At 61.9% G+C, this 24,654-nt stretch carries 19 protein-coding genes; 12 read left to right on the top strand and 7 right to left on the bottom strand.

The genetic code is table 11. The annotated features are described in order from the left end of the window. The first annotated feature begins 14 nt into the window (after nt 1-14). The 5 genes from gmk (at nt 15) to J3D46_RS17325 (ending at nt 5,737) form a co-directional block, all read left to right on the top strand. Nucleotides 15-587, top strand: coding sequence for a guanylate kinase (gene gmk, locus J3D46_RS17345; protein WP_159699256.1), 573 nt, complete (start codon nt 15-17; stop codon nt 585-587). A 39-nt stretch (nt 588-626) separates the two neighbouring features. Continuing rightward, on the top strand, nt 627-887 hold the full coding sequence (gene rpoZ, locus J3D46_RS17340) for a DNA-directed RNA polymerase subunit omega (RefSeq protein ID WP_017197559.1): 261 nt from the start codon (nt 627-629) through the stop codon (nt 885-887). 27 nt (nt 888-914) lie between these two features. Further along, nucleotides 915-2,165 carry a bifunctional phosphopantothenoylcysteine decarboxylase/phosphopantothenate--cysteine ligase CoaBC gene (gene coaBC, locus J3D46_RS17335; RefSeq protein ID WP_253468294.1) on the top strand — a complete coding sequence of 417 codons (1,251 nt, stop codon included), beginning with the start codon at nt 915-917 and terminating at the stop codon, nt 2,163-2,165. A gap of 75 nt (nt 2,166-2,240) precedes the next feature. Continuing rightward, nucleotides 2,241-3,470, top strand: coding sequence for a methionine adenosyltransferase (gene metK / locus J3D46_RS17330; protein WP_231340015.1), 1,230 nt, complete (start codon nt 2,241-2,243; stop codon nt 3,468-3,470). 167 nt (nt 3,471-3,637) lie between these two features. Then, on the top strand, nt 3,638-5,737 hold the full coding sequence (locus J3D46_RS17325) for a primosomal protein N' (RefSeq protein WP_253468293.1): 2,100 nt from the start codon (nt 3,638-3,640) through the stop codon (nt 5,735-5,737). A gap of 8 nt (nt 5,738-5,745) precedes the next feature. On the opposite strand, the gene J3D46_RS17320 is transcribed toward J3D46_RS17325, so the two are convergent. From J3D46_RS17320 to J3D46_RS17305, 4 genes are read right to left on the bottom strand one after another with little or no spacing between them, the layout of a single operon-like run. Next, complete coding sequence (locus J3D46_RS17320) at nt 5,746-6,828, bottom strand: glycosyltransferase family 1 protein (protein WP_231340013.1); 1,083 nt, start codon at nt 6,826-6,828, stop codon at nt 5,746-5,748. Beyond that, nucleotides 6,825-7,769: an alpha/beta fold hydrolase gene (locus tag J3D46_RS17315; protein ID WP_231340012.1), complete on the bottom strand. Its 945-nt coding sequence runs from the start codon at nt 7,767-7,769 to the stop codon at nt 6,825-6,827. The genes J3D46_RS17320 and J3D46_RS17315 overlap by 4 nt, the downstream gene beginning before the upstream one ends. A 9-nt stretch (nt 7,770-7,778) precedes the next feature. Further along, entirely contained in the window at nt 7,779-8,660 is an 882-nt protein-coding gene (locus J3D46_RS17310; protein WP_231340011.1) for an aldo/keto reductase, read from the bottom strand. Between the two features lie 34 nt (nt 8,661-8,694). Continuing rightward, a complete protein-coding gene (locus J3D46_RS17305; protein WP_231340010.1) occupies nt 8,695-9,657 on the bottom strand; it encodes a sugar-binding transcriptional regulator in 963 nt (320 codons plus the stop codon). 122 nt (nt 9,658-9,779) lie between these two features. Here J3D46_RS17305 and J3D46_RS17300 point away from each other — a divergent pair, with 122 nt between their 5' ends. From J3D46_RS17300 to J3D46_RS17270, 7 genes are all read left to right on the top strand, one after another. Further along, nucleotides 9,780-11,564, top strand: a complete 1,785-nt coding sequence (locus tag J3D46_RS17300) for a glycerol-3-phosphate dehydrogenase/oxidase (protein ID WP_231340009.1) — start codon at nt 9,780-9,782, stop codon at nt 11,562-11,564. Between the two features lie 171 nt (nt 11,565-11,735). Further along, nucleotides 11,736-12,488, top strand: coding sequence for an MIP/aquaporin family protein (locus J3D46_RS17295; protein ID WP_231340008.1), 753 nt, complete (start codon nt 11,736-11,738; stop codon nt 12,486-12,488). Between the two features lie 70 nt (nt 12,489-12,558). After that, the gene (gene glpK, locus J3D46_RS17290; protein ID WP_231340007.1) at nt 12,559-14,073 is read left to right on the top strand and encodes a glycerol kinase GlpK; all 1,515 of its coding nucleotides are present in this window, start codon (nt 12,559-12,561) and stop codon (nt 14,071-14,073) included. A 291-nt stretch (nt 14,074-14,364) separates the two neighbouring features. Next, nucleotides 14,365-16,893 (top strand): leucine--tRNA ligase, encoded by a 2,529-nt coding sequence (leuS, locus tag J3D46_RS17285; RefSeq protein WP_231340006.1) that lies wholly within the window; start codon nt 14,365-14,367, stop codon nt 16,891-16,893. Nucleotides 16,894-16,952: 59 nt separating this feature from the next. Next, nucleotides 16,953-17,936: a DegV family protein gene (locus J3D46_RS17280; protein WP_231340005.1), complete on the top strand. Its 984-nt coding sequence runs from the start codon at nt 16,953-16,955 to the stop codon at nt 17,934-17,936. A gap of 73 nt (nt 17,937-18,009) precedes the next feature. Further along, complete coding sequence (locus tag J3D46_RS17275) at nt 18,010-18,834, top strand: helix-hairpin-helix domain-containing protein (protein ID WP_231340004.1); 825 nt, start codon at nt 18,010-18,012, stop codon at nt 18,832-18,834. Further along, nucleotides 18,827-20,695 (top strand): ComEC/Rec2 family competence protein, encoded by a 1,869-nt coding sequence (locus J3D46_RS17270; RefSeq protein WP_231340003.1) that lies wholly within the window; start codon nt 18,827-18,829, stop codon nt 20,693-20,695. The genes J3D46_RS17275 and J3D46_RS17270 overlap by 8 nt, the downstream gene beginning before the upstream one ends. A 251-nt stretch (nt 20,696-20,946) precedes the next feature. Here the strand turns inward: J3D46_RS17270 and J3D46_RS17265 are convergent, their stop codons facing one another. From J3D46_RS17265 to J3D46_RS17255, 3 genes are all read right to left on the bottom strand, one after another. Further along, nucleotides 20,947-22,125 carry an MFS transporter gene (locus J3D46_RS17265; protein ID WP_231340002.1) on the bottom strand — a complete coding sequence of 393 codons (1,179 nt, stop codon included), beginning with the start codon at nt 22,123-22,125 and terminating at the stop codon, nt 20,947-20,949. Between the two features lie 120 nt (nt 22,126-22,245). Further along, nucleotides 22,246-23,397 carry a peptidogalycan biosysnthesis protein gene (locus tag J3D46_RS17260; RefSeq protein ID WP_253468292.1) on the bottom strand — a complete coding sequence of 384 codons (1,152 nt, stop codon included), beginning with the start codon at nt 23,395-23,397 and terminating at the stop codon, nt 22,246-22,248. Then, nucleotides 23,394-24,554 carry an acetyl-CoA carboxylase biotin carboxylase subunit family protein gene (locus J3D46_RS17255; protein WP_231340000.1) on the bottom strand — a complete coding sequence of 387 codons (1,161 nt, stop codon included), beginning with the start codon at nt 24,552-24,554 and terminating at the stop codon, nt 23,394-23,396. Before J3D46_RS17255 ends, J3D46_RS17260 begins: the two co-directional genes overlap by 4 nt. Nucleotides 24,555-24,654 lie beyond the last annotated feature (100 nt).

The following is a 24,654-nucleotide window of genomic DNA, read 5'->3' as shown; positions in this document are numbered from 1 at the left end:
CCCCGAAGGAATCCGTGAGCAAGAAACCCGGACTGACTGTCCTTGCAGGCCCCACTGCCGTTGGCAAGGGAACCGTATCCACCTACATCAGGGACAACTATCCGGAGGTTTGGCTCTCAGTCTCGGCAACCACCCGGGCCGCGCGTCCCGGGGAAACTGACGGCGTTCACTACTTTTTCAAGTCTGCCGAAGAATTCGACTCACTGGTGGCTGACGGGGAACTGCTGGAGTGGGCCGTCGTCCACGGCCAGAACCGCTACGGCACGCTCCGCAGCACCGTTGATGCGGCCATCGCCGACGGGAAGTCCGTGCTGTTGGAGATCGACCTCCAGGGCGCCCGGCAAGTCAAAGCGGCAGTCCCGGACGCGAATTTTGTCTTCCTGGCCCCGCCCAGCTGGGACGAAATGGTCCGTCGACTGGTGGGCCGCGGCACCGAAACTCCCGAGGAACAGCAGCGAAGGCTGGAAACCGCTAAACTGGAACTTGCTGCTGAACCGGAGTTTGACCACACCGTCATCAATGACGACGTTCGCCGGGCAGCAGACGAGCTTGTTTCACTCATGGGGCTTACCCCGCACGGGCGCTAAGCGCTTGCATTTGTTGGCCCGCTAAAATTTGGAGAATTCGTGTCCACGAACCTTGAAGGCATCATCAACCCGCCGATCGATTCGCTGCTTGAGGCTGCTGATTCCAAGTACGGCCTGGTCATCTTCGGCGCCAAGCGTGCGCGCCAGATCAACGCCTACTACGCCCAGCTGCACGAGGGCCTGTTCGAGTACGTCGGCCCGCTGGTTGACACCAAGCTGAACGAGAAGTCGCTCTCGATCGCCCTCCGCGAGATCAACGAAGGCCTTCTGGTTTCCACGCCGATCGAGCCCGCAGAATAAAGCAGACTGCCTGTTGACGGAGGTCACGTGCGCATAGTCCTCGGAGTCGGGGGAGGGATCGCAGCCTACAAGGTTGCATCGCTCCTCCGGCTTTTTACTGAAGCCGGTCACAAGGTGACGGTCATTCCCACCGAAGCTGCTACCCGGTTCGTCGGGGTGGCCACGTGGGAGGCCCTCTCTGGCAACCCGGTGAGCAACAGCGTCTTTGACGATGTCGAGAAAGTCAACCATGTCCGATTGGGTCATGAGGCTGACTTGATCGTGGTTGCGCCGGCCACTGCCGACCTTCTGGCCAGAGCAGCCACCGGACAAGCGGGCGACCTCCTCACCAACACACTCCTCATGGCCCACGGGCCGGTGCTCTTCGCTCCGGCGATGCATACGGAAATGTGGCAGCATGCCGCTACGCAGGCCAACGTGGAGACACTGCGCGGCCGCGGCGTGACCGTCCTTGAACCGGCGTCCGGGCGGCTCACGGGTTCCGACTCGGGTCCCGGCCGCCTGCCCGAACCCGAGGCGATCTTTGCCGCTGCCATGGCATTGGCTGAGGCCGCGAATGGGGCCACGGCTTTGCCTGCCGCGGCCAAGCCCCTTGCCGGCCGCCTCGTGACGATCTCCGCCGGCGGAACCAGGGAGTCGCTGGATCCTGTTCGCTTCCTGGGAAATCGATCTTCCGGCAAACAGGGCGTTGCGTTGGCCGCTGCGGCCTTGGCTGCCGGTGCCTCCGTGCGCTTCCTCGCAGCGCATATGGACGTTGAGCCGCCTGCCGGCGTCGAGCTTGTCCGCGTTGAGTCGGCCTTGGAACTGAGGGAGGCGGCGCTGAAAGCGGCAGCGGATTCCGACGTCGTCATCATGGCGGCAGCCGTTGCCGATTTCCGTCCTGCGGAGGTCTCGGACACCAAGATCAAAAAGGTCGACGGCGAGGACGCACCTGTGGTGCGCCTGATCCGGAACCCGGACATCCTGCACGAGCTGGTTGAGCGGCGGAACGCTGAGGGCGGCCAGCAACTGATCGTCGGGTTTGCGGCTGAAACGGGCGACGCCCAAGGAGATGTCCTTGAACACGCCACGGCAAAGCTCAAGCGCAAGGGCTGCGACCTCCTGGTGGTCAATCAGGTGGGCATTGGCCGTGTTTTCGGCCAGGACGAGAATTCCGTGGTCATTCTGTCCGGTCACGGTGCCAAGCCACAATCGGCCGCCGGCTCCAAGTCCGACGTCGCGGCTGCCGTGGTTGACCGAGTTGGGGCCGAGCTCGAACGCGTCTTCCCGGCCTTGTAACCGGGCCCACCCCGAATTCTTAGCATAGGGACACACGGCAAATGCCGCCGTCCCGCAACCCAGTAAGGTGGTCGAGTGACTTTACCGCTGCACCATGAACCCCATGGCACCCCGTCCAAGCTCCGGCTCTTCACTTCCGAGTCGGTCACCGAAGGGCACCCGGACAAGATCTGCGACCAAATCAGCGACGCCATCCTGGACGCGCTGCTTGCCGCTGATCCTGAATCCCGCGTGGCCGTTGAGACCATGGCCACTACCGGCCTGGTGCATGTGGCTGGTGAGGTTACTACGGACGCCTACGTGGAGATTCCGCAGATTGTCCGCGAGACCATCCTTGGCATTGGCTACGACTCCTCGGCCAACGGCTTCGACGGCGCACGTTGTGGTGTCTCCGTGTCCATCGGGCAGCAGTCCAATGACATTGCAGGCGGCGTTTTCAACTCGTTGGAGGCCCGTGAAGGCCGCCAGGAAGACGATTACGACCTCCAGGGCGCCGGCGACCAGGGCATCATGTTCGGCTACGCCAGTGATGAGACCGCGTCGTACATGCCCACCCCCATTTGGCTCGCCCACCGCTTGTCGGAACGACTCACCGAAGTGCGTAAAAACGGCGAGCTGGCATACCTCCGCCCGGACGGCAAGACACAGGTCACGGTAGGGTACGACGGCGATCGCCCGGTTTCGGTTGAAACGGTGGTCATCTCCAGCCAGCATGCGGAAGAAGCGGGCCTTGAGCAGCTTCGGGCGGACCTCGCGAGCTATGTCATTGATCCCGTTCTGGCGGCGTCCAACCTGGATTTGTCCCGCACAGCCAACATCCTGAACCCGGCCGGAGCCTTCGTCATTGGTGGCCCGGTAGGCGACGCCGGCCTCACGGGTCGCAAGATCATCGTGGACACGTACGGTGGGTTCTCCCGGCACGGTGGCGGCGCGTTCTCCGGCAAGGATCCGTCCAAGGTTGACCGTTCGGCCGCCTACGCCATGCGGTGGGTTGCCAAGAACGTGGTGGCCGCCGGACTGGCCAAGCGCGCCGAGATCCAGATTGCCTACGCCATTGGCCAGGCCCGTCCTGTCGGAACGTATGTCGAGACCTTCGGCACGGAGACCGTGGACCCGGCCCGTATCAGCGAGGCCATCGATGAATTGTTCGACCTCCGTCCCCGCGCCATCATTGACGCACTGGACCTCAAGCGGCCCATCTACGCCAAGACGGCGGCCCACGGTCACTTCGGCCGCGACGAGCCCGACTTCACCTGGGAGCGCCTGGACAGGGTGGCTGACCTGAAGGAATACTTCAACGCCTGATTGCTGGTCCTTCCGGTCGATCCCATCGCTGATGTTGTTTTGTCGGTGGTTCGTGGTTGGCTGGAGCCAGAGAGATGCCCGCAGCGGGTTAATCCCGCTGCGGGCATCTCTCGTTGAAGGTGTGCGGTGGGTTACCGCTCGATGAGGATGAGGATGAGGTGAAAGGCATGGCAGGACGCGAGGCCCAGCCGTCGCTGCTCCAGCCCTCGTTGTTGCAAGGGTTTCCTGACCGTGCGCCGATCAACGGCCCACCCCTTGCTGCGGAGAATCCCGTGGCGCGCGTGGTGCTTGAGTCGTCTGTGCCCCATTTGGACAGGCCGTTCGACTACAGCGTGCCTGCCGAACTCTCCGACTCCGCCGTCCCAGGCGTCCGGGTGAAGGTCAAATTCAATGGCCAGGAACTCAACGGCTACATCATTGAGCGGCGTGCGGACTCGGATGCGGCCCACCCGCTGACGGCGCTCCATAAAGTGGTTTCTCCGGTGGCTGTCTTGACGCCGGCCGTTGCTGAGTTGGCCGGTACGGTTGCTGCCCGGTACGCCGGTACGCTCAGCGATGTTCTCCGGACGGCGGTTCCTCCCCGTGTTGCCAAGGTGGAGAAGGAATTACTTGCCGGGGGTTTGGCCGGCGACGTTGCGGATCTGAAGCCGTTCACGGATCCCTACACCTGGGCGGCGTACTCCAACGGAACGCAGTATTTGCAGCACCTTGCCAGTGGCGGTTCGCCCAAGGCTGTCCTCACGGCCCTCCAGCGATTCGGACCTGCGGGTTGGCCGGCTCTCATCGCCTCAGCAGTTGCAACAGTCCGTTCCTCAGGGCGGGGCGCCGTGGTGGTAGTGCCGGATTATCGGGATCTTGAGCAGTTGGAGACCGCGCTGACCAAAGTCCTGCCGTCTTCGGACGTTGCACGACTCACCGCGGACGACGGCCAGACGCCCCGCTACAGGAACTTCCTGCGGCTTCTGAGTGGTGCGGCCGGGGTTGCCATCGGCACTCGTTCGGCTGCTTACGCGCCCGTCAAGGATCTTGGTCTCGTGGTGTGCTGGGATGACGGCGACGACCTCCACATCGAGCAGCGCGCCCCTTACGCCCACGCTCGGGAGATCCTGCTGCTGCGCGCCGAGCAGGAGGGGGCGGCATGCCTCATGGCCTCCCACAGCCGCAGTACTGAACTCCAACGCCTCGTCGAAATGCAGTGGGCAGTGCCTGTTGAGGCGCCGCGCACTACAGTCCGTTCCACGGTGCCAAGGGTCCTCAATACGGCGGACAGCTTCGAGCAGGAACGTGATCCGTTGGCACGTATCGCGCGCCTGCCCGGTGCTGCCTGGCGCGCTGCCAAGGAGGGTCTGGAACGTGGACCGGTTTTGGTGCAGGTGGCCCGTGCCGGCTACGCACCGTCCTTGGTTTGCGAGACGTGCCGTGAGCTTGCCCGCTGCAACGCCTGCCAAGGGCCCCTGGCAGCCTCCAGCAGCTCCGCCATACCCGCATGCCGTTGGTGCTCCACACCTGCTCCCCAATGGCGCTGCACGCATTGCAGTGCAACCAGGCTGCGCAAGGGCGCAACGGGTGTTCTGCGGACGGCCGAAGAGCTGGGGCGGGCCTTCCCGGGGAAGGCCGTGGTGACCTCTTCAGGTGAGCACATCAAGGCAACCGTGCCTGATGCTTCCGCCCTGGTAGTGGCCACGGTTGGAGCTGAGCCGGTGGCTCCCCAAGGCTATGCGGCCGCTTTGCTGTTGGACGGAAATTCGCTCCTCCGACGCGAGAACCTCAGGGCAGGGGAGGACACCGTCCGTCGTTGGTTCAATGCCGCCTCCCTCGTGAAGCCGGCCAACCAAGGCGGACTCGTGGTCATCACTGCGGACGATACCGCCGCCACGGGAGCACTCCTGCGGTGGGACGCCCCCGGCTATGCGTCGCGGGAGCTGGCCCTTCGGAAAGAACTGCAGTTGCCCCCTGCGGTCAGGGTGGCCTCAGTGACTGGTTCAAGGGCCGACGTCGGACACTTTGCAGATGCGTTCGAGGCCAGCGCTGTGCGTGCCGCGGGCACCAAGCTCCGCACTGCGGGGCCAGCTCCGGTGCAGCTGTTCTCCGGCGCATCCCAGGGGACCACCGGCGAGGCTGATGCGGACGTCCGGACGCTCTACTTCATTCCGTATGCTGATGCCGCGGAAACCACGCGGGCGCTGCGGGCCGTCCGGGCAGCCAACGCCGCGAAGCGCACGTCTGGTCCGGTACAGCTTCGCTTGGACGGGGTGGACGTCCTCTAGGCGAGGGACTAAGCCCTGCGCTTGCGGACCGCCACGACTTCCTCGGCGGCGGCAAGAAGTTGCCGCGCGGATTCGTCCCAGTTGAAGTCTGACGCGCGTTCCACAGACGTGCGGGAGCGCTGCTGCCAGAGGCCGTCGGTGCCCAGCGCGGTCACCGCTGCCGCGAACTCCGTCGGCGATTCCGGGTCTACGTAGCTCACGGCGTCGCCGCCCACCTCCCGGAAGATCGGGATATCGCTGGCTATTACCGGAGTACCCAAGGCCATCGCTTCCACCAGGGGCAGGCCGTATCCCTCTGCGCGGGAAAGGCTGATCAGCGCAGTTGCCCGGACAAGGAGTTCGTCGTACTCGGCGTCCGTGACACCATTGTGGAACTGTACTTTGGCTCCGTGCGGAACCAAAGCCTCCAATTCCGCCTTGCGCTGCGGGGTGATCCTGCTGAGGAGATGAAGGGTGTAGTCCGGCAGGCCTGCCATGCCCCGGATCATGGTTTCGACGTTCTTGTACGGCATGAACGAACCCATGTACAGCAAGGTTTTTTCGGCGCCTGCGGCGGGATCGCGCGGCGTCTGACCTGGTTGGGGAGCATTGCCGACAATCCGCACGGGCCGTTTGGTCAGTTTGTATTTGGCCATCAAAGCTTCAGTGGTGCGGCTGATGGTAGCCACCACGTCCGCCCGGTTCAGCAAGAGACGCTGCGGCCAGAAGGCCTTGTGGTAAAGCCTCCACAGCAGGCGCACGGGCGCAGGGAGGAAGCCCGGGGGAGTCGGGTGCTCGTAGTAGATGAGGTCGTGCAGGGTAAGAATCAGGCCGTAACGCCGCCCCAGGGTTCCCATGGTCTGCATGGGACACACCACAACATCTGCACCGAGGGGGTTAACACGCCGGGCCACGAACAACTCCAATGGGGACAAGGGGCTGTTGACCATCACATAGGGGACATCGGGCAACAGTGCGAGTTGGCGTTTGTCGCTGATCAGCATGGTGACATCCGCAATCTTGGATGTGGCGGCTATGAGGCTGGAACCGTAGCGGCTGATGCCATCGTGGTGGTCCGTCCTGGTAAAGCGGGCGTCGATGACAATTTTCACGCGGGATGTTCCTCCAGGAAGGTGCGGATGGCTGCTGCCGCCGGTACCGGCGTCTCATAGTGGATCAAATGTCCGACGCCGGGAATGACTTCCAGCGTGGCGTCCGGCAGGCGCTCCATGAGTTTGTGCTGGTTGGGAAGGGTGGCGATCTCGTCTTTTTCGCCGGCGACAAGGAGCACTGGAAGGGTTAGCTGCTCGGCAACCTCGGCCACGTGTCCGGAGACCGAGGCTTTGAAGGATTCCAGCAGGCTTTTCCGGTCCGCGAACGCGCTGAAGTAGGCATCGTGCTGTCCGTGGATGAAACGGCGCAGTTCCTTGTCCTTGGTTTTGGCCATCGTGATGCTCATGACCCGGACGATCGCCCGGTTGCGGAGGACTGCCAGTCCCAGGCGGCGGGGGAGCTTGGCTGACACCTGGTAGTACAGGACGGCAAGTTTGGTCATGATTCCCTTGGGACCTTCCAGTGCCGGTGCGGCAATGGGATTGATCAGGATCAGGGGATAGACAGCGCCTGGGTGCGAGGCGGCGAAGTGGCTGGCCACGATCGAACCAAAGGAGTGGCCCACTAACACAGTCCTGGGTCCCATCCCGAGGGCGGCCATGAAGCCGGTAATGAACCGGCCGTAGCGTTCAACACTGTGCTCGGCATCGACGAACGGCTCCGAGCTTCCGAAAGCCGGCAGGTCCGGCATGATGATGCGCATTTCCGGAAGCTGGTCCGCGACGCGCAGCAGCCCGTGGTGGTCTCCACGGAACCCATGAATGACCAGGATGGTGCGGGTAGCCGGGGTCACGGTCACTGGCTCGTAGGTCCAGTAGGCAACATTGCTGCCATCGACATCCACGTCCGAAGCGTGCGTGCGTCCCGTCAATGACTTGCTGAAGAATACGCTGGGGGCCTGCGCGTTGTCAGGCGAATGCGCGGTGTCCACTCTTTCCATGCGGTGGTCCTAATTCACGTTGTCCGGGTGCGACCCGGTCCGGTGGTGGCGTTCGAGTCCTGCGATGCCGTCCATGTCGGTGGCGTCCAATTCGAAGTCGAAGATGGCAGAGTTTTCCTTGATCCGTCCCGCAGAGCTCGCTTTGGGAATGACCAGGTTCCCCAGTTGAAGATGCCAGCGGAGAACGACCTGCGCCGGCGTCCTGTTGTACTGCTCCGCCAAAGCCACGATGGCGGGGTCAGCCAGGACCTGTCCGCGGCCGAGTGGGCTCCAGGCCTCCGTGGCGATTCCCAACTGGTCATGCAAAGTCCGCAACCGGGTCTGCTGAAGCCAGGGGTGCAACTCGACCTGGTTCACTGCTGGTACAACCTCGGCCTTCTGCATGAGTTCTTCAAGGTGCCCGGGCTGGAAGTTGGACACACCGATCGCCCGCACTTTGCCTTCCCGGTACAGGGTCTCCATTGCCTTGTATGTCTCCGCGAAGAGCCCCCGGCCCGCGCAAGGCCAGTGAATGAGGTAGAGGTCCACGTAGTCGAGGCCAAGGTTGGAGATGGAGGTGTCGAAAGCCCTGAGGGTGGCATCGTAGCCGTGGTCGTCGTTCCAGACTTTAGTGGTGACGAACAGGTCTTCGCGTGAGAGCGTGTGCACAGATTCCCCGGAACCGCCGGTGCCGTTGTTGGCTGCCGCCGCATCTCCGATTGCGCCGCCGATGCCCCGGCCCACGCCTACCTCGTTGCCGTACATGGCTGCTGTATCGAAGCGCCTGTACCCTTCGCCCAACGCGGTAGCTACCAGGGTGTCGGCGTCTTTGGGTGGAACCTTATAGAGGCCAAATCCCAGGCGTTCCATCTGTACGCCGTTGTTCAATGTCAGCCGGGCTGGGGATCTCATAGCAACGACTCTACCCATTCCCTGCACGAATGCCTCAGGCATGGCCGTTGAAACTGACCAGTCGTCGGGCGGAAGCTTCGTCCAGGATGAGGTCCGTGGCCAACCCTGCCGCCAGTGCCCCCTGGAGGCCATTGATCTTTGAGGCCCCGGACACGACGCAAATCCGGCGCCTGACCTGACGGAGTTGTTCGTGGCTGGGGCCGGTCGACCGCTGGTTGAGGGTGATGCCGTCCGAGGACCCATCACTGCGGAAGAAGACGGTGGCGACGTCGCCCACCACGTCGTCGGCAGCCAGCACGGTGAGGTCGTGTTCATCGAGGTAACCTCCGGCATACACGTGGCTCGGGTAGTCCGAATCGACCGATCCGACGCCGAATATTGCGATGCTCATGCGGTCCTGCAAATCCAGGATGCGTTGAACGCTGCGCTCATTCCACATCGCCGTCTTGGTGGATGCGTGGTCGAAAAACGCCGGAACGGGGAACTGCTCCACCCGCGCGCCATACGCACTGCCGAAGCGACGCATGATGTCGCTGGCGTAGGTAATGCCGGTGGTTTGCATGTTTCCTGCACCGTTGAGTTGGACCACGATGCTGTCGTGGGTCACCTTGCGGGTGAGGTGGCGGCTGACGGCGCTAAGCGTCGCCCCCCACGCCACCCCGATGATTGCATTCGAGTCCACCAAAGGTCCGATTGTTCGCGCTGCCTGCATGGCCACCCGGTCCAAGGTCTCTGCTTCGTTGAGGGTATCGAGGACCGGAACCACGTGGACATCGACGCCGTACTGGCTCCGGATCTGGCTTTCCAGTTCCGGTCCGGTGTCGAACGGGCTCCGAATCTGGACCTGGACCAAGCCTGTTTCCCGGGCTGAGGACAGCAGCCGGGACACCGTGGATCGGGAGGTCCGCAACTCGCGGGCTATCGCATCCATGGTCAGGTCCTGCAGGTAATACATCTGTGCAGCCCGGAGCGCATCCGAGTGACGTGATCGTGCCATCTCATTTCCTTACTGCACGTTTGTGCAAATAGCTTGACTCCATTTTCCACCTTCGCAAGATTAGTGGTGAACGGTGCAGCAGCGAGTGGCGCGGCGCACGAACCAAGCCCAAGGGAGCAGTTTTGGGACACAACAGGATTTCCGGTACCTCACAGCACGCACAGCAGCGCGACTCCGTCGTTGCCCTGCAGGAGCGGCCCTCGGCCAAGGTACTCATCATCGGCGGTGGCATCAATGGTGTTGGGACATTCCGCGACCTCGCCCTGCAGGGCGTCGACGTCGCGCTTGTTGAGCGAGGTGACTACTGCCAAGGCGCCAGCGGCGCCTCGTCCCACATGATCCACGGAGGCATCCGCTACCTTGAAAACGGCGAATTCCGTCTGGTCCAGGAATCAGTGGTTGAGCGCAACCGGCTCCTGCGCATCGCACCGCACTACGTCAAGCCTCTTCAGACCACCATCCCGATCTACAGCACGTTCTCCGGCATCCTCTCCGCGCCCATGCGCTTCCTTACACACAAGCAGGGCAAGCCCAAGGAGCGGGGCGCTTTCCTTATCAAGGTTGGCTTGAGCCTGTACGACTTCTTCTCCCGTGACGGCGGCAGCGTTCCGCGCCACCAGTTCCGTGGCCGGACCAAGGCCCTTGCCGAGCTTCCCAAACTGAACTCCGGTATCAAGTACGCAGCAACATACTTCGATGCCTCTGTTCACAACCCGGAACGCCTGACCCTGGACGTCTTGCAGGATGGCGAGAAGGCCGGACGTGGCGGCGGACTTCCGGGAGGAAGCGCCCGCGCCAGCAACTACGTCTCCCTCGTGTCCATGGGCCCCGACGGAGTACTGCTACGCGATGAACTGACCGGCAAGGAATTTGAGTTCCAGGCAGATGTCGTCGTCAACACCACCGGCGCCTGGGTGGACCTCACCAACCAGGCCATGGGCGCCGTCAGCAAGTTCATGGGCGGTACCAAGGGATCCCACATCGTCCTGGACCACCCGGAACTCCTCGCTGCCTGCAACGGTAGGGAAATCTTCTTTGAACACACCGACGGCCGCATCGTCCTGATCTACCCCATGGGCGACCGCGTGTTGGTCGGAACCACGGACGTGGACGCCGACATGTCCGAAGACGCAGTGTGCACGGACGAAGAGATCGACTACTTCTTCGACCTCGTGGGACATGTGTTCCCCACCATCAAGGTTGGGCGCGAGCAGATCGTCTATAGCTTTGCCGGTGTCCGCCCGTTGCCGCGCCACGACGAAACCCAGCCCGGTTTCGTCTCACGTGACTACCGCATCGAACGCAGCGTCCGCACCGGCAGCGACGCCGTCACAACGCCAGGCGGTAAGGCCGCCGTCGTACTCAGCCTGGTGGGCGGCAAGTGGACCACGTTCCGCGCGCTGGCCGAACACATGACCAACGACGTCCTCCGCGAACTCGGCATGGAACGCAAAGTCTCGACGGCGAAACTCGCCATCGGCGGTGGCGCTGGCTTCCCGTCCACCGAGCAGGGAGAACAGGAATGGATCAAGAAGCACATGGGGCCGGGCCTCGACGCTGACCGCGTAGCCGTCCTGCTGACCCGGTACGGAACACGCGCAGACGCTGTCATCGAGTACCTCAATGCCGGACATGACGCGCCGCTGCGTTCCACTCGCGAACTGAGTCTCCGTGAGCTGGCGTTCATGGCCGAGCACGAGCAGATCGGTCACTTGGTGGATGTCCTCATCCGCAGGACATCGCTGGCCTTCCGTGGCCTGGTTACCGGCGAGTTGCTCAACGAAATCGCCGCGGCGTTGGCAGAGCCGCTGGGGTGGGACGCTGCTGCCCGCGAAGCGGAAATCCGCCACGCCCAGGAAGTACTGCAGCGATTCCACAAGGTTGACGTGCACAGTCTCGTAGCCTGACACCAAGCAGCGGAAAACAGCTTGACCGTCCCAGCGTGCGGTAGGGACGGAATGGGGTAGGTGGGCCCGCCAGGGGACCACCACACCGGGACGGTTCCGGAGACAACGGAACCGTCCCAACAGCCTCTTCACCCGCGAGGGGGCTGACAACAGAAAAATGAGGAGTCAAAGATGTCTCTTGGAATTGTTTTCCTTTCCGAAGTATTCGGAACCATGATGCTGACCCTGCTGGGTTGTGGCGTCGTGGCAAACGTTGCGCTCAAAGGCACCAAGGGCAACAACGGTGGATTCTTGATGGTGACGTGGGGCTGGGGTATTGCGGTCTTCGCGGGCGTTTTCGTGGCCGCAAAGTCCGGTGCGCACCTGAACCCGGCTGTCACCCTGGGTTTGCTGGTCAAAGGTAGCGATGAGTACGCGAAGGACGTTGCGGTGACCTTCGCCTCGACGCTCACGTACTTCGGCGGCGAACTGCTCGGCGCCTTCCTGGGTGCCGTTGTCTGCTGGCTCGCTTACAAGCAGCACTTCGATGAGGAGCCCCTGGCAGCGAATAAGCTGGGCACCTTCTCCACCGGCCCCGCCATCCGTTCCACCCCGTGGAACCTCATCACCGAAATCATCGGCACGTTCGTCCTGGTCTTCGTCATCCTGACCTTCGGCGGCACCCCTTCCGGCCTCGGCCCGCTGGCAGTTGCCTTGCTGGTTGTCGGTATCGGTGTATCCCTCGGTGGCCCCACCGGCTACGCCATCAACCCTGCACGTGACCTCGGCCCGCGCATCGCACACGCCGTCCTCCCCATCAAGGGCAAGGGCTCCAGCGACTGGGCCTACTCCTGGATCCCGGTCGTGGGACCGCTGGTTGGCGGCGCCCTCGCAGGCCTCGTGGCCATCTGGGTTCCGGACATCATGCCTGCAATCGCCGGCTAGTTCTGCACCTACCCACCCGCACACCATAAACACCCGAACGTAGACAATAACTTCAGACAAGGACGTCACCATGAACCAATACGTCATCGCCATCGATCAGGGCACCACCAGCTCCCGCGCCATCGTGTTCGACCACTCGGGCAACATCGTCTCCACCGGCCAGATGGAACACGAGCAAATCTTCCCTCAGGCTGGATGGGTAGAGCACAATCCCGCCGAAATCTGGAACAACACGCGCGAGGTCATCGCCTCAGCCCTGTCCAAGGCGAACCTGACCCGGCACGACATCGCCGCCGTCGGCATTACAAACCAGCGCGAAACTGCTGTTGTCTGGGACAAGAACACCGGCGAGGCTGTCTACAACGCCATCGTCTGGCAGGACACCCGCACCCAGCCGATCGTCGATGAACTGGCCAAGGACGGTGGGCTCGAACGCTTCAAACAGAAGGTCGGCCTGCCGCTGGCCACCTACTTCTCCGGCACCAAGATCAAATGGATCCTGGACAACGTCGAAGGAGCCCGCGAGCGTGCGGAAGCCGGCGACCTCTTGTTCGGCAACACCGATGCCTGGGTTCTGTGGAACCTGACCGGCGGCGTGGACGGCGGCGTGCACGTCACGGATGTCACCAACGCTTCCCGCACCCTCTTCATGGACCTCGAGACGCTGCAGTGGGACCAGGGAATCCTGGATGTCTTTGGAGTCCCGGCCTCGATGATGCCGGCCATCAAGTCCTCCTCCGAGGTCTACGGCCAGGTCCACACGTCCCAGTTGCTTCGCGAAACCCCGGTAGCAGGCATTCTGGGCGACCAGCAGGCCGCAACCTTCGGCCAGGCGGCGTTCCAAGCCGGCGAGGCCAAGAATACCTACGGCACCGGCTGCTTCCTGATCTTCAATACGGGCGAGGACATTGTTCACTCGAAGAACGGACTCCTCACCACCCTCGGATACAAGCTGGGCGATGCCAAACCGCACTACGCCCTTGAAGGTTCCATCGCCGTCACGGGCTCGTTGATCCAGTGGCTCCGCGACAACCTGGGCATGATCAGTTCCGCCCCGGAGGTAGAGGAACTGGCCGCAGCAGTGGAGGACAACGGTGGCGTGTACATCGTCCCCGCCTTCTCCGGACTGTTCGCACCATACTGGCGGGCAGATGCACGCGGCGCGATTGTTGGCCTCACGCGTTTCGCCAACAAGGGACACATCGCCCGTGCAGCGCTGGAGGCCACGGCCTTCCAGACCCGCGAGGTACTCGACGCCGTCAACGCCGACTCGGGTGTTCCCCTCACCGAGTTGAAGGTCGACGGCGGCATGGTGGCCAACGAGGCACTCATGCAATTCCAGGCAGACATCCTGGGCGTACCTGTTGTCCGCCCGAAGGTCGTCGAAACCACGGCACTCGGGGCTGCTTACGCCGCTGGCCTGGCGGTCGGATTCTGGAAGGACCTCGGTGAACTGAGCGCCAACTGGAACGAAGACAAGCGCTGGGAACCGCAGATGCCCGCTGAAGAGCAGGAGCGCCAACTGCGTCTCTGGAAGAAGGCAGTGACAAAGTCCATGGATTGGGTCGACGAGGACGTTAAGTAGTCTTCTCTTGACACAGGTTCCGGGGACTCCCGCCCGCCCGCTTCGCGGTGCCCACCACGCCATGGCGGGGAGTCCCCGGAACCTCTTGCCGCATACGGACGTCTTACACCAAGCCCATGGGTTTGGTGGGGTAAGGTATTGGTATGCGTGCGATCCTTCTGCTTAGCTAGCCGCTCGGCTTCAATAGCCGTGCGGCCGCCCCTCCATAGTTGAGGGGCTTTTGTGTGTCCGGGGGTATCCGGGACCGCAGCAGGAGGCAAAACCGCCATCGAAGAACAGAAGAGGGCAGCAGTGAGCGTTCAGCCGGAGACAGAGACCGGAACAGCACAAACAGCCGCAGCCGAAGCGCCCGAAGAAGGCGTCTACAGCTTCGCTGCGATGGAAGCCAAGTGGCCGCAGGTCTGGGAAGACCTCAAAGTCTTCACGCCCGCCGACGACGGCTCGCGGGAACGCCGCTATGTGCTGGACATGTTCCCCTACCCTTCGGGCGACCTTCACATGGGCCACGCCGAGGCCTTCGCCATGGGCGATGTCGTGGCACGCTACCTGCGCCAAAAGGGCTTCGATGTACTGCACCCCATCGGTTGGGACTCCTTCGGCCTGCCAGCCGAGAACGCTGCCATCAAGCGCAACGCACACCCCAGCGAGTGGACTTACGCGAACATCGACACCCAGGCGGCGTCCTTCAAGCGATATGCCATCTCTGCCGACTGGTCGCGCCGCCTCCACACCTCTGACCCCGAGTACTACCGGTGGACCCAGTGGTTGTTCAAGCGCTTCTACGAGCGTGGCCTGGCATACCGTAAGGATTCGCCCGTCAACTGGTGCCCCAAGGACCTCACGGTGCTGGCCAACGAGCAGGTCGTCAATGGTGCTTGTGAGCGCTGCGGCACGCCTGTCACCAAGAAGTCACTGAACCAGTGGTACTTCAAGATCACCGACTACGCCGACCGTCTGCTTGAGGACATGGACCAGTTGCAGGGTCACTGGCCCGAGCGCGTCCTCGCCATGCAACGCAACTGGATCGGCCGCTCCGAAGGTGCCCACGTGCGTTTCGTCATCGAAGCCACCGAGGACCGCGCCGAGCGTGAAGTCACCGTATTCACCACCCGTCCGGACACCCTCTACGGCGCAACGTTCTTCGTTGTCGCAGCAGATGCACATTTGGCGCTGGACCTGGTCACGCCGGGACAGCATGACGAACTCATGGCCTACCGTGAGAAGGTCAAGGCCCTGTCCGAAATCGAGCGGCAGTCCACCGAACGCGAGAAGACCGGCGTCTTCACCGGCCGTTACGCCATCAACCCGCTCAACGGCGAAAAGCTCCCCGTGTGGGCTGCTGACTACGTGCTGGCCGACTACGGCACGGGAGCCATCATGGCCGTGCCCGCGCATGACCAGCGCGACCTCGACTTCGCCAAGGCATTCGGCCTGCCCGTCCGGGCGGTGTTGGAAACCGGTGCCGAGGACCCTGCAGAGACGGGCGTAGCCACTGCCGGCGAAGGCACTCTCAAGAACTCCGGCGAGCTGGACGGGCTGTCCAAGTCCGAAGGAATTCCGGCCGCCATTGAAATTCTTGAGAAGCTCGGAACCGGCGAGAAGTTCGTGAACTTCCGGCTGCGCGACTGGCTCTTGAGCCGCCAGCGCTTCTGGGGCACACCCATCCCGATCATCCACTGCGGTGAATGCGGCGAAGTGCCCGTCCCCGATGACCAGTTGCCCGTCAGGCTGCCCGACAACCTGCGCGGTGAGGCTTTGTCTCCGAAGGGGACCTCTCCGCTGGCCGCCGCCGTCGAATGGGTCAACGTTGAGTGCCCCAACTGTGGCCGCGCAGCCCAGCGCGACACGGACACCATGGACACCTTCGTGGATTCCTCCTGGTACTTCCTGCGCTTCGTCTCGCCCGAGTACACCGAAGGCCCGTTCGATCCCGAAAAGATCAACAACTGGATGCCGGTGGGTCAGTACGTTGGCGGCGTTGAACACGCCATCCTGCACCTGCTCTACGCACGCTTCTTCACCAAGGTCATCAAGGACATTGGCCTGATCGAAGCCAATGAGCCGTTCTCCGCGCTGCTCAACCAAGGCCAGGTGCTCAACGGCGGCAAGGCCATGAGCAAATCACTGGGCAACGGTGTGGACCTCGGCGAGCAGCTGGACAAGTTTGGCGTCGACGCCGTCCGTCTCACCATGGTCTTCGCCTCCCCGCCGGAGGACGACGTCGACTGGGCGGATGTTTCGCCGTCGGGTTCGGCCAAGTTCCTGGCCCGTGCTTGGCGGCTCGGCCAGGACGTCAGCAGCGAGCCGGGTGCAGACCCGGCTACCGGTGACCGCGCCCTGCGCACCGTGACCCACAAGACCGTCGCCGACGCCGCTGACCTCCTTGACAACAACAAGTTCAACGTCGTGGTCGCCCGACTGATGGAACTGGTCAACGCCACCCGTAAGACCATCGATTCGGGTGCAGGTGCCGCAGATCCGGCTGTACGGGAAGCGGTGGAGGCCGTTGCGGTCATCCTGAGCCTGTTCGCTCCCTACACCGCGGAAGACCTCTGGAACACCTTGGGTCACCCCGCTTCCGTGGCCAACGCCGGCTGGCCGAAGCACGACGAAGCGCTGCTGGTGCAGGACACCGTCACTGCCGTGGTGCAGGTCCAGGGCAAGGTTCGCGATCGCTTGGATGTCTCGCCCGACATCACGGAAGACGAGTTGCGCGAACTCGCGCTTGCCTCGGAAAACGTCCAGCGTGCGCTGGACGGACGCGGCATCCGCACCGTGATCGTACGGGCACCTAAACTGGTGAACATCGTCCCTGCCTAGCAGGGATTGTGCGGCCGCCGGCACTGTGCCGGCGGCCAGCCATCATCTTTGGAGGTTGCGTGCCTGAGCGAGAACCACCCGCATGGATATGGCTCAAGGAAAGAGTGGCGCGCCTCAGGCAACCCACTGCCCCGGTTACATCCGTTGTCGAGCCGCTGGCCGCCGTCGTCAAGACAGCAGTCGTCACCGATTCAGCAGCTGCACTGCCGCCTGACTGGGTGTCGGCCTTTACCGCCGACGGACGCCTTGCAGTTGTTCCCATGCCCGTCATGGTCGGGAACGAAATCTACGGCGAGGGCGAAGACGACATCACCCAAACGTTGTCGCTGGCTCTCGCTTCCGGTGCTTCGGTGAAAACGTCGCGGCCATCGCCCGGGCAGTTTGAACAGGCGTATCTCGCTGCCCAGCGCCACGGCTTCGAGTCCGTGGTCTCCATTCACATTTCTTCCGAGCTCTCCGGAACGGCTGATGCCGCGAGGCTTGCCGCTGCCCGCGTCAGCATCCCGGTTGAGGTCATCGACTCGCGCACGGTCGGTATGGCACAGGGCATGGGTGTCCAAAGCGCTGTGGTGGCCGCCGCCGACGGGCAGGAGGCAGCAGAAGTTCGCGGCTTCGCCGAGAGGCGTATGGAGCGTACCAGGGTCTACTTCTACGTGCCCAGCCTCGAGCAGCTCCGGCGGGGTGGGCGCATCGGTGCGGCAGCGTCGTTGTTGGGGACAGTCCTCGCCATCAAGCCCATCCTGGCGGTCGACGGCGGCAGGATCGTTCCGCTGGAGAAGGTCCGATCCGCCGTGCGTGCCGTGGCCCGCTTGGAGGAGATCGTGGCCGCGGACGTAGCGTCCCGCCCGGCCGGACAGCAAAGGTTGGCAGTTCACCACTTTGGCAACCAGTTGGAGGCCGAAGCCTTGGCTGCCCGCCTGAACGAAATGTGCCCCGACTGTCCCGCGCCCCAAATCAGCGCGCTCCCGGCCGTCCTGGCGGCACATGCTGGCTTGGGCGTTCTTGCTGTCATCGTGGGGGAGAGCAGCACGCCAACAGACTGACCCTTGGGTCGTCTTATCCACATAAGGCACCGCGTCCCCTTCGTGGCAGCGGCGGCAGCCATAGGCTCGTTGTATGCCACGCCTGAGCCGGGATACCTCCCCAGATGCCGCAGCGCAGGCAGTCCGGCAACGCTTTGCCTCGCGAATGGCAGGGGACACCCAGACCTCGCCGCTCCTGGAGTTGCCAGCGGAAGATCCGCCCGGCTCAGCTGGCCATGAAGAACCCGGCGCCCACGTTCGAAGTGTCCGGCTTCGGTGGCGGACTCCCTGGCGGGTGGCGGTACTCCTGGCTGTCGTAGCGGCGGGTCTCATTGTGTGGCACTTGTGGCAGTCTTCCCTGGGCCAGCCAACATCAGAACCGTTGGATTCGTCGACGTCGGTTGGTCCGGAAGCGCCGGATCCGTCAGAATCGCCGGAGCCAGCGGGATCGGAGGCTCAAGGGAGCCTCCTGGTTCATGTTGCAGGGGCCGTTAAGAAGCCCGGCGTTATTTCCCTTCCGCTGGGTAGCCGCGTCTTTCAGGCCATAGATGCCGCCGGGGGTGCAGCCACCAACGCTGAACTCGGCGGTTTGAATCTTGCGGAGGTGCTCAACGACGGGGTCAAAATCGTCGTTCCGGTCGTAGGAGAGGCGCCGCAGCCGGCCCCGTCCGCGCTTGCCGGCAGTGGCGCTGCTACCGGCAACTCGAGTGGAGGTTCAACGAAGGTCAATCTCAACACAGCCTCCCTGGAAGAGTTGGGGACTTTGCCTCGGGTGGGGCCCGTAACTGCCCAGCGAATTCTCGACTGGAGGAAAGAGCACGGAGCTTTCGCATCGGTGGACGAACTTGATGCCATTGACGGGATAGGGCCCAAGCTCATGGAGTCGCTCAAGGACCTTGTGACGGTGCAGGGTGGCTGAATCCCTGGGTGGTCCGGAATCGGGAAAGCGCATTGACCTGAGGCTCGTTCCTGTTGTGATGGTGACGTGGTCCGTAGCGCTGGCGGGTGGCTTCATAGGTGCATCCTGGTCTGCAGCTTTGGCGGGTGCACTGACCGTGATGGGCGGAGTGTTCCTGGTGTTGGGGCGCCGCCAAAGGCCGTCCGGAGTACGGGGCAGAACTCTGTTCGCGACCCTCGCTCTTGCCTGCGTTCTGGGAGCCGCTGTGGCGGTGCACTGCGGGGTCTCGGCCGGCAACCGTGAGAATGGGCCACTAGCCCCGGCGGTGGCCGCCGATGATGGGGTTGTGATCCATGTACTCATTACTGGCAGCCCCACAGCGGCGCGTTCACCGGGGCATTCACATGACGACAGATGGATGGTGAATGCGAGCCTGATTGATCTCAGGTCCGAGGGAAGCGTGGTGCGAGGATCTGCCGACATCGTCATCACAGGCGGCGACGGATGGCAGAATGTCCGGCCAGGGCAAAGGATCAGGACAACCGGTGCGCTCAAACAGGTGAGGGAGGGGCAATCGGAAGCTGCCCTTCTGAACGCGTCCTCTGGTCCCGTCGTTACGGGCTCTGGGTTCGATGTCCGACAAACCGCGGCCGACATGCGAAAAGGGTTTGTAGCCGCTGCACAGTGGCTCCCCGAGGACTCGGCCGGGTTGCTTCCGGGAATGGTGACAGGCGACACCAGTGCGCTCCCGGAAAGTCTGGAAACCGCAATGAAGACCACGGGCATGACACATCTAACCGCCGTTTCGGGCGCCAATTGCAGCCTGATCCTGGGTGGCTTCATTTTGTTGGCGCGTTGCTTCCGGCTGGTACGCCCGGCCGCCGGGGCGTTCGCTGCGTGCGGTCTGTTGTCGTTCGTCGTGATGGTTGGGCCGGACCCGAGTGTCTTGCGGGCTGCGGTCATGGGAGCTGTGGGCTTGGCTGCCCTGACGGGCGGATTACGGGGCCGGTCCTTGACTTTCCTCTGCCTCGCCACGACGATTCTGCTGTTGCTGGACCCGGCCATGGCAGCCAACGTGGGGTTTCTCTTGTCGGTTCTGGCTACGCTCGGGATTGTGCTGCTTGCCACCCGTATTGCGTCGTGGATTCCGTTGTGGGTACCACGGTGGTTGGCTGCCGGAATTGCGGTGCCTTTGTCGGCGCAGTTGTTGTGCGGGCCGGTGATTGTGGCACTTCAGCCTCAGTTCACGCCGTATGCCCTGATCGCCAACGTGGCGGCGGGTCCTTTGGTGGCGCCGGTGACTATTTTTGGGACGATCGCTGCGCCGCTGGCCACGGTCCTGCCCTGGCTGGCGGTGGTGCCGATCGCCGTTGCGGGGACCTGCGCGGGGATGGTTGCGGGGCTGGCACGGTTCTTTGCCGGTTTGCCTGGAGCTGCTTTGCCCTGGGCTGAGGGGCCGATCGGAATGATGGCTATGGTGCTCTCATCGGTCGTGACTGTGCTGGTCGTCTGGGCGGCGCTGCATCCTGCGGCTGTGAAGCGGCACGTCATGGGCCTGCACGGTGTTGTGACGGTGCTCCTGGAGCGCGGTCAGCGCGTCGAATTGGTACTCGGGCATCATCGAGTGCAACACTCCGAACAGATGCTGTCCATCAGCAGACTCTCACGAGGAACCGACTCCCTTGACGCGCAATGCTTCGCTGTGCCGTCGTCGGTGACGACCTGCACGTTAAGGCATCGTTCCGGGTCAACCTCATGGCACCGATCAGACCAGCATAGTCAGAGGCTAGCCGCCGCGCATAGAGCAGCCGCCATCCTCACAAGGATTGCGAAACGTATGAGGAACGACCAGCGCAGCTCAGACCAATTCCTACAGCAATAGTCCAGGCACACGATAACCAGAACGTATGGCGAACTACCGCCACTGTCGTAGGGGATTACCTCACTGACAAGCTGGCCGCCGACTGCATCGCCGCGGGAGAGCTGCCTGGTTGAGCCAGTTGTGAGGCAGCGATGCTGTGCTGAGCAATCGATCCGCTTACTGAAGGGATAGGCCTAAGGCGAAGCCCCGCTATCAATGAGAAGCACCGGCGTCGTGGCTGACGTCAACAGAACCGGACTATGTCACCTTGGTCAGTGCTGCACAATAGAATCCTCCTCGCGAGGTTGCCCGGATGCAGCACGGGCATGCCGGAGCATGCCGTATCGAATAGACATTAGGACAACCACTAGTCCCACGAGGGCTACCGATAGCAGTATTATCAGCCGAGGTGACATTAGTCCGCCCAAGAGGGCCAAAACGGCGCCCGACAACGGTACCGAGAGCAACAAGATAGCAACAAAAGCCCCAATGGTACTCCCAACTTCGGCAGCGGGAACGATCTTCAATCGTTCGGTTCTGAGCCAAACGGAAAAAACAGTTAAACCTGCTGACCAGAGACCAAAGGCCGCAGCAAAGATGATGGCATTGCCAGCCAAACCCATCCCGAGCCCCGAGACAAACATAAGAATGAAGCTGGCCTTGACAATCCAAAGGGATATCTTGCCTCCCCGACTTACGTACGTCGCGAGGCTGATCGCCGAGGCGGCTCCGATCAAAGCGCCAACACCACTAACCATCCCCACCGTGGATTCGTTTCCGGCGAACTCGCCAATCACCACCGCTGGCGCTATTGCCAATCCCAATCCGGCTATGAAATTAACCATCACGCCCATGCTGAGAAGCTTCATAAGTCCCTTGTTACGCCAGACTTGGAGGACTCCAAGAAACAGGGATGAATGGACGGCACGACGTGCCTTTGCGTCGCCCTTTTGAGCCTTCGTCGTCCGGAAAGCGATCGCCGACAGCGCAGAAATAACAAAGCCCCCAGCGAGGATCAGGAACGTGAGCTTTTGCTGTAGGAAGAGAATCAACATCCCACCGAGTAGTGGCCCTGCTACTTGCGTGAGCTGAAGTGCAACCTGTTGATGGGACTGGCTAACCTCTCTGGAATCAAGGTCATCCAGCGAAATCACCTTCTCGATACCAAGCACCGCGATGCCACCGAAGAACATCAGCAGAGCAGCGCCTAGGAAGAGTGTCACCATCGAGTCTGAGACAGCAACAATAAGGCAAAGTAGTCCGCGGACAAGATCCGAGGTGGCGAATATTCTAAGACTGGTGTATTTATCGAGCAGGGTTCCTAACAATCCGGTTGATAGCACTCTTGGAGCCCATTGCACCAAGAATACAATCCCGGAAAGAGCCACATTGCCTGATTGAGCGTAGACGGATACAGGAATGATGAAGCCTGCGGTCTGGTCGAGCAGCATGGATGGGAATCTGTTCCAAACGTACTTCACAGATTTGTGCTTGCTTAGGGGGTTCATTGGCTATTGACTGCCTTTGGCTGCGGTGTATGTTCAATCGGGTCAGGTGGGTCCGTGGGAGTACTAGAGGAGTAGAGACGCGCCACCCACGAGAGCATCCCCCACCTGGGGTGATGTCGATACTGCTTGCTGTATGAATTGTCCATTCTTCAGTCGGATGTCGTCGGAATAAGGCAGTAGGATCGAGTCCGTTGACAAGTCCACAAGCCACAAGCCACGCAGCTCTGCCCCTCTTATTGCCTTTACCTTGGAAGCCTCGATACCCGCGTGGACCCAGTTGAGTCCTCGATCTTGTGCTATCTCGATGGCACAGTAGTAGGTCAGGTTGAAGTACTCCGACGCGCCCACCAGTTTGTCTTCCTTGAAGCCCACGGCTCGAACGTAAAGGGTGTCACCTTTGTCGTACCAGAGCATGAACCCAACGCTCTGCCCGTCCTTGTCGTGAAGGATTTCAACATGTGCCTTATCCCCAAAAATGGCCGCCTGTTGCTGGAAGAGGCCCTGGGTTACGTCAACGTCGTCTACGATGCCTCGGCGGAGCTGCATCTCGACATTTAACTCAGCGACCGTCCTAGTGCTGTCCTTGAGAAGGGTGCTGGTGGTTCCGTAGCCGGCGTCCAGGAACTCCCCGTGTTCCTTTCGCACTGTGTGTCTCCGCTTTCGAGGTAGTCCCTCTGCGAACTCGTCAAGATTTTGACCGCGAACCGGGATATAGGCATCCAAGGCGATCAACAGTGGTTCTGAGCCTAAGCCGTGTGAAGTCAGGTGGTTTACGTCGTGGTCCTTGAGGTACATACCCACGAAAGGAACAGGTGCTTTCCGATTGAGTTTCCGGGGTACAGCTTCCTGGCAAGCTTCTTGGCCGAGTGCTACTAGATCGGGAATGACATCCGTATCTTCGCAGAGGAAGTCGCCTTGATAGCCTCTGGCCGGTCCGATATGAAGACCACATGGTGGTGGGGAGGCCAAGCCCCGTTCAGCCAGAATACGATCCCAGCGATAGAGGCTGTTGCTGCAGTGGTCGACCGCAGTGACAGCTACGGCCCCCAACCCGTTGGGGCCGGTGGTATGGATTGCACCACTGAACTCCGCTTCCAAGGCGCAGTATGTCAGCCATTCCTCGCTACTCATGAAGCTCGTTCCGGCGAGTTCGGCCCATCTCTGAGATCCGACCGAACCTACTGGGCTGCTAAAATAGGCTTCACTGTTGATCAAGACGGCACCTCTGTCAGCTTCCTGACATCCGATGTATCCGTATAGGTGGTCTGCACGTAGCTGGCAAGATTTTCCGTAATGGCCGCAATGTCTTCGTCCAATGCGCAATCAACGACAATTGATACGCAACGTTCTGATGAGTCCCGCACGGGACCAACGCGATCGCCCGGTCGTTTGCCTACGATGACAGCGCATAATCTGGCCGGCGCATCAGGTGCGGCGGGTTCAAATTCCGGCCATATGTGGCTTTCGTGAATCCACGTAACCGGGACGTCAGCCTCACACGTTACTGATTGCAGGACACCGGTCGGCTGATCCAGGAACACTTGTCGAGCTCGACGCACGCTATGCCGCGTCTCTGGCTCCAGCCCCAGGGCCAGGGCCACCATTGTCGCCTCAAAGGATATGCCTGTTGCCAAGAGCCATAGCTTTGAGATTGCATCTCCCGGAGGACGGGCCGCGACCTCCATGAGAACGGGTCCTGACGGCGTCATTCGAAATTCAGCGTGGCTTATGCCTGTGCACAGCTTTATCTGCTCCAGCAGCAGTTCATTGGCTGCCAGAAGAGTCTCGATATCTCTACTGTCAAGTTCATGCGCGGGGGAGGTGTGACCAACTTCGGTGAAATAGCTGGTGCTTGACTCGTTCGTATCTTTTGCAGTCACGCCGACCCAACGAATCACTCCGGCAACGACAACTGATTCGATTGAGTACTCCTGCCCTCTCACTCGGGATTCGAGCAAGAGTTCTTCATCGGGTCGATATGACTCGATGAGATCCCTCAGCTGTTCCTGGGAGCTCACCTCATAGACACCTGAACTGGACATCCGGCCTGTGGGCTTGAGTATGGCCGGGAATGCGATGCCAGAAGCTGAGGTTGTGTCCCTGTCCGTACCGATAAGATGCCATGTGGGTGACAGCGAAGGAACACTGAGGCGCTGTAGTGCCTTGTTCCGCGCTACACGTGCAGCATGGCTGCCGGGGCCGGGGAGACAGAGCGACTCGCTCAGGACCCCGGCCGCTTCAACAAACACCTCGCCACAACAAATGAGCCCGGCAATCTGAAACTTGCGCTGAATTTCACGAACCGGATGGATGAGGGATACGAGGTCGGTATCAGTGACATGGAAGATCAAATCGAGTCCAGCAAGCGGCATACCCGGGGAGTTTCTCCATGCTGCCAATTCCTGAGGATCCGTCTCTGGACCAAAGATGAATGCCGGTTCGCATCCTTGGCGTCGAATCTCGCCGATCAGC

The organism is Paenarthrobacter sp. A20, from assembly GCF_024168825.1.
Taxonomy (GTDB): Bacteria; Actinomycetota; Actinomycetes; order Actinomycetales; family Micrococcaceae; genus Arthrobacter.
Note: the sequence above shows the minus strand (reverse complement) of the source record. Positions and strands in the feature narration are given on the sequence as shown.

Excerpts from the sequence above, each read along its gene's own strand:
- J3D46_RS17325 (WP_253468293.1), top strand. The coding sequence starts at position 3,638 with ATGGCAGGACGCGAGGCCCAGCCGTCGCTGCTCCAGCCCTCGTTGTTG.
- J3D46_RS17265 (WP_231340002.1), bottom strand. The coding sequence starts at position 22,125 with ATGCTGCTCGACCAGACCGCAGGCTTCATCATTCCTGTATCCGTCTAC.
- J3D46_RS17305 (WP_231340010.1), bottom strand. The coding sequence starts at position 9,657 with ATGGCACGATCACGTCACTCGGATGCGCTCCGGGCTGCACAGATGTAT.
- J3D46_RS17275 (WP_231340004.1), top strand. The coding sequence starts at position 18,010 with ATGCCACGCCTGAGCCGGGATACCTCCCCAGATGCCGCAGCGCAGGCA.
- J3D46_RS17310 (WP_231340011.1), bottom strand. The coding sequence starts at position 8,660 with ATGAGATCCCCAGCCCGGCTGACATTGAACAACGGCGTACAGATGGAA.
- J3D46_RS17315 (WP_231340012.1), bottom strand. The coding sequence starts at position 7,769 with ATGGAAAGAGTGGACACCGCGCATTCGCCTGACAACGCGCAGGCCCCC.
- J3D46_RS17255 (WP_231340000.1), bottom strand. The coding sequence starts at position 24,554 with ATGCCGCTTGCTGGACTCGATTTGATCTTCCATGTCACTGATACCGAC.
- J3D46_RS17295 (WP_231340008.1), top strand. The coding sequence starts at position 11,736 with ATGTCTCTTGGAATTGTTTTCCTTTCCGAAGTATTCGGAACCATGATG.
- glpK (WP_231340007.1), top strand. The coding sequence starts at position 12,559 with ATGAACCAATACGTCATCGCCATCGATCAGGGCACCACCAGCTCCCGC.